Genomic DNA, 13,948 nt, shown 5'->3' with positions numbered 1-13,948 from the left:
GCTTTCCGCGCCGGGAGGGCTCCGGACGTCCGGTCACGAAGGACGCAGACCGCGCTAGCTTTGCGCCGTGCGCGCGTATCGGATCGGCATCCTCGGGCGGATCGACGTGAGCGTCGACGGGGTGGCCGTGTCGCTCGCCCCGCTGGAGCGGGCACTCGTCGCGAGCCTGGCGGCCCACCACGGACGCATCGTCTCCGTCGACCGCCTGATCGACGGGCTCTGGCCGTACGATCCGCCCACGGGGGCGCGCAACCGGGTCCAGGCGGTCGTCGCCTCGGTCCGCCGCGGCGCGAAGCCGGAGCTGATCCTCACCCGCTCGCCCGGCTACCAGCTGAACCCCGTGGCGGTCGTCGACTCGGCGGAGTTCGCCGCCGAGGTAGGGGCCGCCGCGGCCACCGCCGATGCCCGTCGCGCCGTAGAGCTGCTCGACCGGGCGCTGGCGCGCTGGCGCGACGACGCGTTCGTCGACGTCGGGTCGCGGCTCGTCGAGTACGAGCGCGATCGGCTTCGTGAGCTGCGCGAGCACGCGACAGAGCTGCGCGCCGAGGCACTGCTCTCGCTCGGCCTGCACCGGGAACTCGTGCCGGAGCTGACCACGCTGGTCCGCGACCGACCCCTGCGGGAGCGGCTGCGCGGCCAGCTGATGGTGGCCCTGCACCGCAGCGGCCGACAGGCGGAGGCGCTCGCCGTGTACCGGGCCGGGGTCCGGGTGCTGGCGGAAGAGCACGGCATCGACCCGGGGCCGGAGCTGCGGCAACTGCACCGGGAGATCCTCGGCAGCGAGCAGGAGACGCCCCCGCGGGGGTGGGTGCGCCCCAACCAGCTTCCCGGAGTCACCGGTGACTTCGTCGGGCGGGACAAGGAGCTTGGGCTGCTGCTGTCGTTGCTGGGGCGCACCCCGACGGTCGCCGGGGTCGCCCAGGTGATCGTCGTGACCGGGCTGGCGGGAACGGGCAAGACCACGCTGGCGCTGCGCGCGGCCCATGAGAGCCGGCACCGCTTCCCCGGGGGGTGCCTCTACGCGGACCTGCGCGGCAACACCCCGGAACCGGCGCAGCCCGGCACGGTGCTCGGCGCGTTCCTGCGCGCCCTCGGCGTGGCCGGCGAGGCCATCCCGGCGGCGGCCGAGGAGCGCGCGGCGCTGTACCGCTCCGTGCTCGCCGACCAGACCTTGCTGGTGATGTTGGACAGCGCGGCGGACGCGGCGCAGGTGCGTCCGCTGCTGCCGCCCGGCGGCAGCGCTGTCGTCACGAGCACGGGGGCGCTGCCGGGGCTGGCGGGCGCCGAGGTCGTCCCGCTCGACGTGCTGCCGATCGACGACGGCCTGGACCTGCTGGCCGGGCTCGCCGGCGGCGAGCGAATCGACCGGGAGGCCGGGGCCGCCGCCGACGTCGTGGAGTTGTGCGGTCGCCTGCCGCTGGCGTTGCGAATCGCCGGCGTGCGGCTGGCCGAGCGGGAGGCGATGACCGTGGCGCGGTTGCGCGAGCGGCTGCGCGACGAGCGACGCCGCCTCGACGAACTCTCCCTCGACGGGCTCGACGTGCGCAGCAGCTTCACCGTCGGGTTCGAGCGGTTGCCGCAGCCCGCCGCGCGGCTGCTCGCGGTGCTCAGCCGCACGTCGCTGCGCAGCTTCGGCATGTGGGACGAGACCACGGAGCCGCTGCTGGAGCAGCTGTGCCGGGCCCACCTGCTGACCGACGACGTCAGCGGCCGGGTACGCATGCACGACCTGGTCAGGCTCGTCGCCCGGGAACGCACCGAGGTCCCCGTCGACGAGGTCGTCGCCTGGTACGCACGGCTGCACGCGTACGCCGAGCGGGCCGACGCGTCGCTGCCCTGCGGGGCTCTGCCGGTGGCCGACGCGGGGCCGGCGCTCGACGCCTGGGAGGCCGTCGACTGGTTCGAGGCGGAGCGGGAGAACCTGGTCGCGGCGGTGCAGGACCTGCTGCGGCTGGACGCCGTCGACCTAGCGGGGCGGTTGGCCTGCACGATGGGCAACTTCGCGACGATGCGCAGCCAACACCTGCCCGAACTGGTCGACTGTCTGCGCGCCGTGCTCGACCACCATGCCGAGCTGCCGTCGGCGACCCGGATGTCGCTGCGGCTGCACCTGGGCACGGCGTACCGGTCGCTGAACCGGCACGCCGAAGCCGTGCCGCTGCTGCGCGCGGCGCAGCGGGCCGGCCGCGGGCGGTGGGTGGCGCACCGCCTCGTCGCCCTGCAGGGCTACTCGCTGTGCTGCCGCCACCTCGGTAGGTTGCGGGAGGCGGACGCCGCACTGCTGGTGATGGTGCGGCTGTGCGCCGCGCACTGGCCGGTCGGCCGCGTCGGCGGGCACGTGCTGTTGGCCCTCGGCATGCAGCAGGGGCAGTACCGGCTCACCTCCCCGTTCGCCTTGGAGGCCTGCGCCGCGGCCCTGCGGGTCTTCGTCGACGACGGCGACCTGTGGGGCGAGGCGCTCGCGCGGGAGACCATCGGGCTGCTGCACCGGCACGCCGAGCAGTGGCCGCCAGCCGTGGAGCAGCTTCGGCAGGCGGTGGCCGCCGCGCGCCGGCTCGGCGACCGGATGAGCATGACCACGGCCGAGCAGGCGCTGGCCGCGACGCACCTCGCGGCCGGCGACGGCGAGGCGGCACGGCGGCTGCTGCGGCGTACGGTGCTGGCGTTCCACGAGCTGCGTCACGAGTGGGGCGAGGCGATCTCCCGGCGGCTGCTCGGCAAGGCGCACCTCGAGGAGGGCGACGCGGACCGGGCGGTGGTGGAGTTGGAGAGCTCGGTGGCGATGCTGCGCGGCGTCGGGCAGCCGTTCCCGCTGGCGAACTCGCTGCACCTGCTCGCGCGAGCGCAGGCCACCCTCGGCAGGCACGACCGGGCCGTCGCGCTGGGCGAGGAGGCGCTGCACATCTTCGAGCACTTCGACTCCGCGTACGCCGACGACCTGCGCGAATCGCTGACGCGTTGGCGGAGCGCAGCCGGCGCGCAGTAGGAGCACAGGGCGCGCGCAGCGGCACCCAGCACAGTGATGGCAGTCACCCACCAAGGAGGTCTGCCATGACCAAGCTCATCAACCGCGTCGGCGACGCAATGCTCAGCAAGGTGCTCGGCCGCGAGGTGGCCGGCGCCTGCGTGCCGGAGCACGGCCAGTCGTGCTGCGCGGTGTCCAACGGCTACTGCTCGGGCGGTTCGTACTTCCGCTACTACCGGCGGAGCACCCTGTCCTGCACCGGCGTGTGCTCGGTCACGACGTCGTCGCCGATCTGCTACACCAAGAAGGTCGGCGCCTGCTGACCTGGCTCATCCTCGGGGGCCGCGCCGTCGGCGCGCCCCCCACCCCCCGCTGACTCGCTGAGGAGTTTCCATGCCGGGTTTCGCCTACGCCGCCATCGCCGTGATCGGCGCTGTCGCCGTACTCAACCTCGTCCTGACCCTGGCCCTGGCCCGGCGGCTCCGGGAGACGCAGACCGCCACCGCCCACGACGGCGGGGCCGCCCCCGAGGTGCTGCCCGCCCCGGGCCTGGAGGTCACCGGCTTCCCGCACGTCGACCTGACCGCCGGTCGGCGCACGGTGGTCATGCTGACCCCCACCTGTCCACCGTGCCAGACCATCCTGGACACCCTCACCGCAGACGCCCGGCGCTACCGCCACGACACCTTCGTGTTCATGATCGGAATGCCGGAGGACACGGTGGAGATGGCGCCCCGCCTGGCCGACTTCGACACGGCGACCATCAACGAGGACCAGGCCGAGAAGGAGTTCGGGGTCAAGGGCTTCCCCGCCGTGCTGTCGGTCGTCGACGGCGTCGTCGTCACCTCCAGCCACCAGCTTCCGGTCCTGGCCTGAGACGTGGCCACGCTGCGAGCCGCCCTGCGGCTGGGCTGCGCGGACCGCAGGGCGCTCGCCGCCACGGTCGCCCTCGTCGTCATCGGCGCGGCGCCCCCGATCGGCGTCGCGTGGTTCACCAAGCTGCTGTTTGACGAGGTCGGCAGGGGCCGCTCGGCCGACCCGTCGACCGCCACCTGGTACGCCGTGGCGATCGCCGTCCTGGGCGCGCTGGCGGCGATCGCCAGCCGGGTGTCCGGATACTTCACCACGGCCCTGCAGAACGCGATCACGATCGCCGCCGACGTGCGGCTGTACCGGAAACTGAACACCTTCGTCGGGCTGGGCCCGTTCGAGCAGCCGGCCCTGCGCGACCGGCTGGCGCTGGCCCAGCAGGCCGCCACCCAGGCGCCGTACGTGGTCGTCATGTTCGCGGTCGACGCGGCCCAGAACGTCGTCACCATCGGCGGCTTCGCCGTGATCCTGACGTCCCTCTGGCCGCCGGCCGGTCTGCTCCTGCTCGCCGTGGCGGTGCCCGACTTCCTCATCCAACTGCGACTGTCCCGGCGGACCGCACGGGCCGTGGAGGAAAGCGCCAGCCTGTTCCGGGCCCGGTTCCTGTTCCAGACCATGCTGACCGACCTGCGCGCCGCCCGGGAGGTGCGCCTCTACCACCTCGGCCGGTTCTTCCACGACCGGCTCATCCGCGCGGTGCGCTCGGCCGCCGGGATCGAGCTGGCCGCCGCCCGGCACACCACGACGGTGCAGGCGTGCTGGGCGTTGGCCGGCGCCGCGGTGACCCTCACCGCAACGGTGTTCGCGGTGAACGCCACGGTCCGTGGCCGGCTCAGCCTCGGCGACCTCACCCTCCTGCTGGCCGCGTTCGCCGCGGCGCACAGCGGCCTGGCCGGCATCGCCGCCCAACTCGGCGAGGCCGGCGCCGCCATGCGGCTGTTCCGGCACTACGTCGCCGTCCTCGACAGCCCCACCGACCTGGTCGACGGGACCCTGCCGGCGCCGCCGCTGCGCACCGCGATCAGGTTCGAGGACGTGTGGTTCCGCTACGACGAGGACGGCCCCTGGGTCCTGCGGGGCGTCGACCTCACGATCACCGCCGGGCAGGCCGTCGGGCTCGTCGGACTCAACGGGGCCGGCAAGAGCACCCTGGTCAAGCTGCTCTGCCGGTTCTACGACCCGGACCGCGGCCGGATCACGTGGGACGGGGTGGACCTGCGCGAGCTGCGGATCGAGACGGTGCGCCGGCGGATGGGCGCGGTGTTCCAGGACTTCATGTGCTACGACCTCACCGCCGAGGAGAACGTCGGCATCGGCCGGCTGCCGCACACGACCGAGCAGGTCGCCGAGGCCGCCGCGCACGCCGAGATCCACGACCGCCTCCGCGCCCTCCCCCACGGGTACGCCACGCTGCTCAGCCGCACCTTCGCCGGCCAGGACGGCGAGCCCGGCGTGACGCTCTCCGGCGGGCAGTGGCAGCGGGTCGCGCTCGCCCGGTCCCTGATGCGCGCCGACGCCGACCTGCTCATCCTGGACGAGCCCAGCTCCGGGCTCGACGCGGACGCCGAGACCCGCGTGCACGCCTCGCTGACCCGGATCCGCCACGGCCGCACCGGGCTGCTGATCTCCCACCGGCTCAGCACCCTGCGCGACGCGCGGCGCATCGTCGTGCTGGACGCCGGGCGCGTCGTCGAGTCGGGCACGCACGACGAGCTGATGGCGGCCGACGGTGAGTACGCCCGGCTCTTCCGCCTGCAGGCGGACGGCTATCAGCTGGCGACGACATGACCGGCTGGCTGCGCCGCCGCTGGCGCCTGGTGGTGGTGAGCGGGCAGAGCATGACGCCGACGCTGCGGGACGGCGACCGGCTCATCGTCCGCGTCGGCCGGGCGCCCGCCGTCGGTGACCTCGTCGTCTTCCGTGCCCGCGACGTCGTCCCCGCCGCGGACCTGACGTGGATGGTCAAACGAGTGCACCGGATCGAACCGGACGGCGCCGTGACGGTACGGGGCGACAACACCCACAGCCAGGACTCGCGGCATTTCGGCGCGGTGCCACCCGAGGCGGTCCTCGGCGTGGTCAGAGGGAGGCGATGACAGATGTACGTCGAGATCGGGTGCCGGGTGCTGCTCGGCACGGTCCTGCTGGCGGCGGCGGTCGGGAAGGTCTCCGGCCGCGACGCCTACCGCGAGTTCACGCGCTCCGTGCGCGACATGGGCTACCGGCCCGCCGGCCCGCTCGCCGCGGCCGTGGTCGCCACCGAGTTCACCGCCGTGGTCCTGCTGGCGGTGTTCCCGCTGGCCGGGTTCCTCGCCTCGGGCGCCCTGCTGCTCACCTTCACCGCCGCCATCGTCGCCAACCTGCGGCGCGGCGGCGGCACCTGCCGCTGCTTCGGCCGCACCACCGCGCCCCTGGGCCGGCACCACGTGTGGCGCAACGCGTTCCTCGTCGCCTGTGCCGTCGCCGGCGCGCTCGCGCCGGCCGGTGCGGTACGCCCCGGCGAGGCGGTCCTGGCCGGCGCCGCCGCGCTGGCCGTCGGCGTGCTGGTCGTCATGCTGGACGAGCTGCGCTACCTGTTCGGCGCTGCCAGCCGCACGTGACCTCGCCGGGGCCACGGGCGTGGCCGCGGCGCGAGGTGCAGACTGGCCCAACGGCCTGCTTGCCGAGTTGAAGGCGCGCGGCGCCGCCGGAGTGGGCGGCGCCGCGCACGACTCAGTGCCCGCCGAGGATCTGCTCGATGACCCAGCCCGCGATCGCGCGGGCCGTTCCAGCCGCAAGGCCGCGGACTGCGGCGAGCAGCAGCTGACACCTGGTGCTCGGGGTGTTGCCGGTATTGCTGGGCATGGGTGTCTCCCGTAGTCGGAGGAACAGGGAGCAAGCCGGCCGGCTGGCGTCTTCTGTTCTCCTCTTCGGGAGGTTTTCCGGTTGGGTTCTCTCCGCTACGGTTCACGTATGCGCAGGCCAGGCATGGCGATATTCGATCCAGTCCGGATCCGATCCGGAGCTGGCGCTGATGTTCAGGAACCGGCCGCGTGAAGATCGTCAGGGAGGCGCCGGCCGAGGTCGTCCGGTTCGCCGCGGAACTGCAAGCCCTGTACGACGGTGCCCGGCTACCGGGACGCCAGGTGCTGATCAGAGCGGCGGACGAGCAAGGGATCACGCTCAACGAGAAAACGCTGAGCGACTGGTTCCGCGGCAGGTCGGTGCCCCGCAGTGAGCCTGCCATCAAGTTTCTGATCGAGTACCTGCAGCCGATCGCTGAGCGCAGGGCTCAGCGCCCGCAACGCCTGTGGCCCTGGTGGCGGGAATTGCTTCAGGCCGCCCGGGCGGCGAATCGGCCGCAGGAGGCGGGACGGCCGCGGAGCCAGGTACTGGACACGCCCGTCCGACCGGCTGGCGCTGCGCCCTGGCCGCTGGTGCGTGACCGCACAGCCGTGGAAATGGGCGTCCACCCGGCCGCGTTCCTGCCGCCATCGACGTCGCCGCTGACGCTGTGGATGCAGGGCCGGCGCGAGCCGCAGCTGCCTCCGACCTATGTCACGCGGGAGCACGACGACGCATTGCTGGGCACCTTGCGCGCGGCGGTGCAGCGGGAATCGGGTGCGGTCCTCGTGGTGGGGCGGTCGTGCACCGGCAAGTCACGCTCGGCGTGGGAGGCGGTGTCGCGAGAACTAGGCGACTGGTTTCTTGTGGATCTGCGCGACCGACGCCAGATCCAACGACTGAGCGACGGGGACGAGCCGACTGGAGACTGCGTCCTATGGCTGGATAATCTGGATCTCACGGACAACCCTCCTCAGCTCGCGGAGATCGCCCTCGCGGTGCTCGACCAGCGCGGAGCGGTCGGACGGCGGGTCGTTGTTGTCACCATGTGGCATCAGCCGGAGACCGAGTCGCCCCGGCAACTCCGGGAACTCGCCAGAAGGACTGGCGCTGTGGTGCACGTCAGTGAGGACTGGACCGGGGCGGAACTAGATGAAGCTGCCCGTCTCGCCGCCGCGGACCGGGTGCTGGCCGCCGCGCTCCAGCAGACCGGCTTCAGCCCGTCGCAGATACTCGCGGGTGCCAAGTGGGCGCTCGGGCTGTGGCGTAACGCGCATGAGCGGCAGACGAGTGCCGTGCTGACCGCCGCGATCGATCTGGCTCGGCTCGGCATTGGCGTGCCGGGCGGCGCGCCGCTGACCCGTGACCTGCTAAAGAGTTGTTCGGCGTGTTACCTCACACGGCCGCCGAGCACCGACGACTGGTTCGAGCCAGCGTTACGGAAGGCGACAACTCCGCTGGAAGACGCCGTGTGGGCGCTGGCGCCGCCGCTGCCCGGCGCTACCGGGTACCGGCTGTTCGATCCACTGCTGGATTACGCCCGCCTCCAGCGGCACTACGAGCCGCTCCCCGCAGGGGTGTGGACCGCGCTGGCAGAGGCCGACTTCGGCCGGGAAGAATTCAGCCGACTGGCGCAAGAGGCCCGCGATCGGCTCCTTTTCCCGCAGGCGTCGGCTTTCGCGCAGCGGGCGAAACAGGCTGAGTCCCGGCTGTCTGTGCCGCCACGCCAACCGCCCCGGGTTCTGCCGCCGCCTCCTCGAACACCTCCGTCGCCGCCAACTCCGACGCTGAAGTTCGACTTCACCAGCCCGTCCCGGAACCGCGCGGACGCCCTACTCGAAGCCGACGACCTTGAGGGACTGCTGCACCACGCGATCAACTCGAACGACACCTACGTCCGGCGGCGGCTGGCCATGCTCTACGAACGGCGGGGCGATCGACGGGCCCTGCGAGAGTTGGCGACGTTCAGCCGGCGGGGTGCCCGGCACTGGGCGGCAATGCTGGCCCGCGAAGAAGACCCTGCTGAGCTGCTACGAGCGGTGGTGTGCGGCGACGGCTTCGCCCTCCGGGCGTTGCGAGACTGGCCGGTCGCCGGCCTCGACGATACGCAACGCGAAACCATCCTGCGCTTCGGCTTGACCCCGGAAGGCCGCCCGATACAGCGTAGGTAGAACTTTTCTCCCCGGCCAACTCTCGACAGGCGCCCTCAAACGGCGTCTCGTGGTCCTCGATCCGCCCGCTCGGGATGTTCCAGTAGGGGCCGCCCCACCGTGGGTACTCCTCGTACACGAGAACGACTTTGTCGTCGTGATGTGCGAGAACGCGGGAGTACCGGGACCGACACGGGGGCCATTCAACCTCACCTAAGCACCGTGCGCGGGCACGTCACAGCTTTCACTATCTGCGACAGATCCGTGCATCGGAATGCTGCGGTGGCGGACGACGCACCCGCACTGCGATCGCGTAGGTTCGCAGGGATGGGAGGCGAGAAAATCACGGTGCGACCGGCAGTTCTGGCCGACGTCGGGTCGCTCGTACGGATGCCTGCCTGCGACGCTTGCCGAGCAGGATCTGACCATCGTGGCCACCACCCAGTCCACGCAGCCCGTCACCGACGGTTGACCGGGCCATCAAACTCATCCACTGAGTGCCGATCGGACTTCGGTCGGGTCTGTGGATCTAACGGAGACCTCTCTGCTGCCGGCAGGTTGACAAGAGAGGTGCCGTTAGCGAGGCGGCCCTCGACGCCAACCCGGCCGACAAGGCCGAGGTCTACCGGCAACTCGGACTCCGGCTGAACTACCGGCCAGAAACGCAAACGGTGCGCGCTGAAGTGGATCTCAGCGCACACCGTGGGCAAATCGTTTGTGTCCGAGGGGGGATTCGAACCCCCACACGTATCTCCTGTGCACCAATCGGGTGCACATGCCCATAGGTTACTAAAGGACTGACTCAAGTTCAACTGAGACCCGCACACGCGGGCCCGTAACATTCCGTAGCAATCCTGGGCACCTCTCGCAGCGCGGTCCAGGCACGACGGAGCCGGGAAGGAAACACGTCGGCCTCGACAGCAATCGACAGGATCTTGCTCTCGCGAAATGAGGCACCCGCCCAGAAACCACGGGATCGCCTTGAATCCCCGCTGCCCGGACCGATCCTAGCGGGCAACATCTGCAGCCCTTAGCGCTACACACCGCGTGGGCAGTCTGGCTGGTGCCCGCACCGCCATTAGCCCGCTACCCAACGGAACTCGGTGGCATGGCTGGCAGCATATTCGCACCTAAGGTAACGCCTCGGCGGACAGCTTCATCCGCCAAATGAGCAACCAGCGGATGCGTCTCGCCACTCAGAGCACTGAGCGCACGTGCCACTTCATATATATCCGCTTTGACGTAGGTTGTCGTTGTTCCTGCTGCCGATCTGCCATCATGCCCTGCATAAGCTCGAGCAATGCCGTACCCAAAATTCCGCTCCACCCAGGTGAGCGTAGTATGGCGCAGCCAATGCATACTGACCTGCTGCGTAGCGACCCAAGGGAGGCGTTTTCCCAAGCGACTCCAGAGATAATCGTAGCGACGGCGTGTGATCGGCGCGCCGTTCCGATATCTGAATAGTCGCCCATCGTGCTCGCCTACGGCTCGATCGTCGTTGTGTTGAGCCAGCGCGACGGCCAACGTAGGCGAGATCGGTTGCCACCGCACTGTCTCGCCCTTCTCACGCAACTGGACGAGGCACTGCTCCGCGTCGAGGTCGATCCGGCGGAGCGCCAGTGCGCCCCCTCGCCGACACGCGGTTTCTTCATGGAGCCTGAGTAGAAGCGTGTCGAGCTCTGGATCATTTCCGCTGCCACTCGCCGCCTCGTTAATCAGGGCCAATTGGATGTCCGAGAGGGCTCGGCGAGTGCTTGGGAGGCGCCGGGGCTTAGGGACACGGGCGGCAGGGTTCTCTGCCTCAGAGATCAGTCCGTCGGCCACAGCATATGAGTACAGGCATCGCATAGCGGAGATGAAGTGCTCTATAGCGGTTCGGCCGCCACGCGAGTTCCGCCGAACAGTCACACTCTTTCTCATAGCCTCAGCGAACTGTCTGATCTCCATGGGCGTTGGCTCATCGATTCGTCGATCACCCCATGCTTGACCGACTCGATTCCAATAAGTGCCGTAGACACGAAGCGTACCTGCGGCAACGGCGAGGGAAACCCGCGCAATATATTCGTGGAATGTTGGCAGACTCTTCGCCCGCATTGGCGCGCCATCGAGTAGTTGCTCAGCCGTCAGTCCCAGCCGGCCCAATAGCAGCCGCACCGCCTCCAACTCATTGCTGCCTGCACCCACAGGTGCGTCGTCGGTCATAGTTCGGCTTCCCTACGCATACTCGTTCAGACTGCCGAATACCCGATCGAGCCTACTCATCGTGCTAATCTGGAGCACTCCGGAACGTTGATCAGCCGCGATCAACAAACGATCTCCCGCGATAATGCCTAGTTCGCGCTGAACGATCAGCGGGAGGCGTATATGACCTTGCCCGGTAATTGACCAACCGCCCGCCTTGTCGGCGGTGACAGTAACGGTCTCAGCTCCTGTCGCAAAATTTACAGATTGAGCGGGAGTCCATCGTAATACGCGAAGTGCGGATCGATCAGCCAGACGGCCGCGTCTATCGCAAACAGTGACGCAGTAGTAGTTTGGCGATCTCTCCAGACGCTTGAAGGGTTTGGAGAGCGGGAGCCCGGGCGGGTCTGACCGAGTGAGGATATCAACGTCGCCAGATGACTGCGTATTGTTTATCCAACCGGATGAAGGTTGGGCTGAGTCTCGAGCTAGCCAGGATGCCATGCCTCGCTCCTTCTATCACAAAAGCCGCCTCCGATGACTCTCCGGCCTTCTTATCGCGATCATGTCGTTAGATCATCGCTTTGCCCAGTGATAACGGCCGACCCGTTCTGCTTGGCTGCCCAATGTGCTTTCTTCGATCCGCCACAGTCTGACTTTGCCGGCGTTCGGATTGCTCTGTAGGTTAGCTCTCAGAGTAACTGCGCCCTTTGAAAACCACCAGAAATCTGGCCAACGATGGCTGATTTGGGAGACTTGGTTCATGTGCTTCGGCGGTGACGCGGGCGCTCGGTATAGCACTAGATGTTGGATGACTTCGTATCGGTCGTTCCTTGCCCCGGACCTGATGGCCCGCCGGGGCGCGGTAGTGCCGACCTGTCGCGGCATGGCTAGGGTGCGGCCGTGGGGTTCGACGTACCGAGGGTCATCAAGCAGGTTGAGAAGTCTGATCTTGTTGCGTTGACCGAGAAGGCACGCACGCGGCATCTAGGCGTTGGCCGGCGCATCGAGTGGCATTCCGCCAATGTTGCGGATTCCTCCAACGGTGCGCTCTGGGCGGTCCTTCGCGAGAGCCATCCTCAACCGTGTTACCGGTGCCAGGTCGTGATCAAGTGTAGCGGCGGCATCGAGAACTTCCTGCTGGACGTGCTGCCCGACGACTTCGAGCGGCTGCCGGATCTGCCCGAGGAACGTCTCGTGCAACTCGCCCGATGGGCCTTGAGTCACGTTCCAGTCAGCCCACTGCCGGCCGAGTACATGGCGGAGTGGAACAGGGCCCGCGGTCACGGGGGAATCTCATCGCACACCCCACCGCCGCCAGGTGCTGAGAACCCAATCCGGCGGGTGGGACCTCATGATCCTTCGTTGGCTGACGGGCGAACACGGGACCGGGAACGTTGACCGCGGCTGGTATGACGGTCGATGTGACCGTGATCGCGGCTGTTCTGCTCGTCTGCGGCGTTGCCCTGATGGTCTGCTGGATCGTGGTCGCGTCCGCGTTCGGTGGCACGTTGCTGTGGGCGGTGCAGTGGAAATGTGTCTCATCCAGCTCGTTCCGGCCAATCCGCCTCTACGGGCTGAGTAAGGGCGGGCGGAAGCTGCTCCGGTCAGCCGCTGGGCCTGGGGCTATTCGACGGCTGGTCGCCCGCGAGTCATGGCGGCGCGTGCTTCTGTTGTTGATGGTGCCGCTGGTGGGCTTCATGGTGCCGGTGAGTCTCCCCTACGCCGTCCGGCTCCTGGTGCCTGGCTCCATGGCGAGCGGCGCCCTCGCGGATACAGCCGCAAGAGTCAGCCTCCTCACGGGCACCCTCGGCGCAATGGTGGCGGTACGCGTCTTCCTCAACGGGTTGCGCTACATCGCTCAGCCTGACAAGCCACGCGGCAAGCTCCCGGCCTTGCGATTCCCCAATGATCTCTCCGTTCGGGGCAGAGACCGTGTCGCGGCTAACGCCTTCTGGTTCACGATGGCGCATACCGTCGAGGTGCTAGCCGTCATGTATCCCGTCGTGGTCCTGGCCGCTGCGGCGCCCGGCGTGGTGGGTTCCCCCGGTGAGGCGCCGGTTGACGACGCCGCGTGGCCGCCTCTGCTCGGCATCATCGTGGTATTCCTGGCGCTGATGCCACTGGTGGTGCCGGCGCACTTCGCCGCATCGCGGCTGCGCCGTCGCCTCGCTGGCTGGGAGTTGTCGATTGACATCTGCCAGTCATTGGGCCCGCCCGACGAGGAAGATCGTGGCGACTCGCTGGAGATGCCCGAGACCCTTCGCCCGCTTGCCGACGCCCACCGGAACAGGCTTGTCGGCATCGTCGTGCTACTCGATCAGACTGCCGTGCTGTGGGACCGTCGACAACCACGAGGGTTCGTCCCGCACCCCGCAGCGACCATGCTCCGCGCTGTCAGTGCGTCGATCCGCCGCCACCTGCAAAGCCCTCACTCTTGCCAACCGACCATTCCCGGCGACCTGCGAGAGACGCTGCGCAGGGTCCTGGACCTACTCGTCGAACCGGACCAGACATCGGCGATGCGTGAGCTCGCCGGCAGGGTCCAAGCGTTCGACGAGGACGGACGGCCCACGATCGAGACGTTCGTCAGGCCACCCAGCCGCCTGGCAGTGACGATCACGAAGCTGACCGACGGCGCGCAGCGAACCGCCGCCGTCCTGGCCGCTCTTGCGGGGATAGCCGCGACGTTCATCGCTGTGGCGCTGGCCATCGTCGGAGAGATCGATTCCGATGCCTTACTGGGCCACATGAAGTAGCCATCACGATTCTGACCAGGGGCGCCCTCGGGAGTTGCTTCGGGCAGTGGGCGCAGTGGACATCGCTGGCTGACAGGCACCGGTTTTGCGGTTAGTGCGAGGAGGCCGACGACGGGGTTCGCGAGGTCACTGCGGCTCGGCCTTGCCTTGCCCGCCGGTGCGGCACTGACAGTTAGTGGTGTTTCCGCCTACGCTCTGCG

General features: G+C 69.0%; 11 protein-coding genes and 1 pseudogene. 9 read left to right on the top strand and 3 right to left on the bottom strand.

Annotated elements, in window-relative coordinates; translation table 11 throughout:
• Positions 1–67: 67 nt before the first annotated feature.
• From V6U86_RS14245 to V6U86_RS14220, 6 genes are all read left to right on the top strand, one after another.
• Positions 68–2,986, top strand: a complete 2,919-nt coding sequence (locus V6U86_RS14245; RefSeq protein WP_334503096.1) for an AfsR/SARP family transcriptional regulator — start codon at positions 68–70, stop codon at positions 2,984–2,986.
• A gap of 65 nt (positions 2,987–3,051) precedes the next feature.
• Positions 3,052–3,288 (top strand): hypothetical protein, encoded by a 237-nt coding sequence (locus V6U86_RS14240; RefSeq protein ID WP_130402191.1) that lies wholly within the window; start codon positions 3,052–3,054, stop codon positions 3,286–3,288.
• 70 nt (positions 3,289–3,358) lie between these two features.
• Complete coding sequence (locus V6U86_RS14235) at positions 3,359–3,841, top strand: hypothetical protein (protein WP_130402193.1); 483 nt, start codon at positions 3,359–3,361, stop codon at positions 3,839–3,841.
• Between the two features lie 3 nt (positions 3,842–3,844).
• Positions 3,845–5,623, top strand: a complete 1,779-nt coding sequence (locus tag V6U86_RS14230; RefSeq protein ID WP_334503092.1) for an ABC transporter ATP-binding protein — start codon at positions 3,845–3,847, stop codon at positions 5,621–5,623.
• Positions 5,620–5,931, top strand: a complete 312-nt coding sequence (locus V6U86_RS14225; protein ID WP_334503089.1) for a S24/S26 family peptidase — start codon at positions 5,620–5,622, stop codon at positions 5,929–5,931. Before V6U86_RS14230 ends, V6U86_RS14225 begins: the two co-directional genes overlap by 4 nt.
• A 3-nt stretch (positions 5,932–5,934) precedes the next feature.
• A complete protein-coding gene (locus V6U86_RS14220; protein ID WP_130402200.1) occupies positions 5,935–6,435 on the top strand; it encodes a MauE/DoxX family redox-associated membrane protein in 501 nt (166 codons plus the stop codon).
• Between the two features lie 112 nt (positions 6,436–6,547).
• Here V6U86_RS14220 and V6U86_RS14215 read toward each other — a convergent pair whose 3' ends face one another.
• Complete coding sequence (locus V6U86_RS14215; RefSeq protein ID WP_279636471.1) at positions 6,548–6,679, bottom strand: hypothetical protein; 132 nt, start codon at positions 6,677–6,679, stop codon at positions 6,548–6,550.
• A gap of 188 nt (positions 6,680–6,867) precedes the next feature.
• Between V6U86_RS14215 and V6U86_RS14210 the strand changes: the two genes are divergently transcribed.
• Entirely contained in the window at positions 6,868–8,829 is a 1,962-nt protein-coding gene (locus V6U86_RS14210) for a hypothetical protein (RefSeq protein ID WP_334503081.1), read from the top strand.
• A 19-nt stretch (positions 8,830–8,848) separates the two neighbouring features.
• Here V6U86_RS14210 and V6U86_RS33375 read toward each other — a convergent pair.
• Together V6U86_RS33375 and V6U86_RS14205 are read right to left on the bottom strand one after the other, a co-directional pair.
• Positions 8,849–8,953 (bottom strand): annotated as a pseudogene (locus tag V6U86_RS33375) (hypothetical protein); the annotation flags it as partial.
• A gap of 941 nt (positions 8,954–9,894) precedes the next feature.
• Positions 9,895–10,656, bottom strand: a complete 762-nt coding sequence (locus V6U86_RS14205) for a tyrosine-type recombinase/integrase (RefSeq protein ID WP_334503386.1) — start codon at positions 10,654–10,656, stop codon at positions 9,895–9,897.
• A gap of 1,236 nt (positions 10,657–11,892) precedes the next feature.
• Here V6U86_RS14205 and V6U86_RS14200 point away from each other — a divergent pair.
• Positions 11,893–12,390, top strand: coding sequence for a hypothetical protein (locus V6U86_RS14200; protein ID WP_334503079.1), 498 nt, complete (start codon positions 11,893–11,895; stop codon positions 12,388–12,390).
• An 11-nt stretch (positions 12,391–12,401) separates the two neighbouring features.
• Positions 12,402–13,748, top strand: coding sequence for a hypothetical protein (locus tag V6U86_RS14195; protein ID WP_334503077.1), 1,347 nt, complete (start codon positions 12,402–12,404; stop codon positions 13,746–13,748).
• The last annotated feature ends 200 nt before the right edge of the window (positions 13,749–13,948 follow it).

The sequence above is a fragment of the Micromonospora sp. CPCC 205558 genome (genome assembly GCF_036902955.1).
Lineage (GTDB): Bacteria > Actinomycetota > Actinomycetes > Mycobacteriales > Micromonosporaceae > Micromonospora.
Note: the sequence above shows the minus strand (reverse complement) of the source record. Positions and strands in the feature narration are given on the sequence as shown.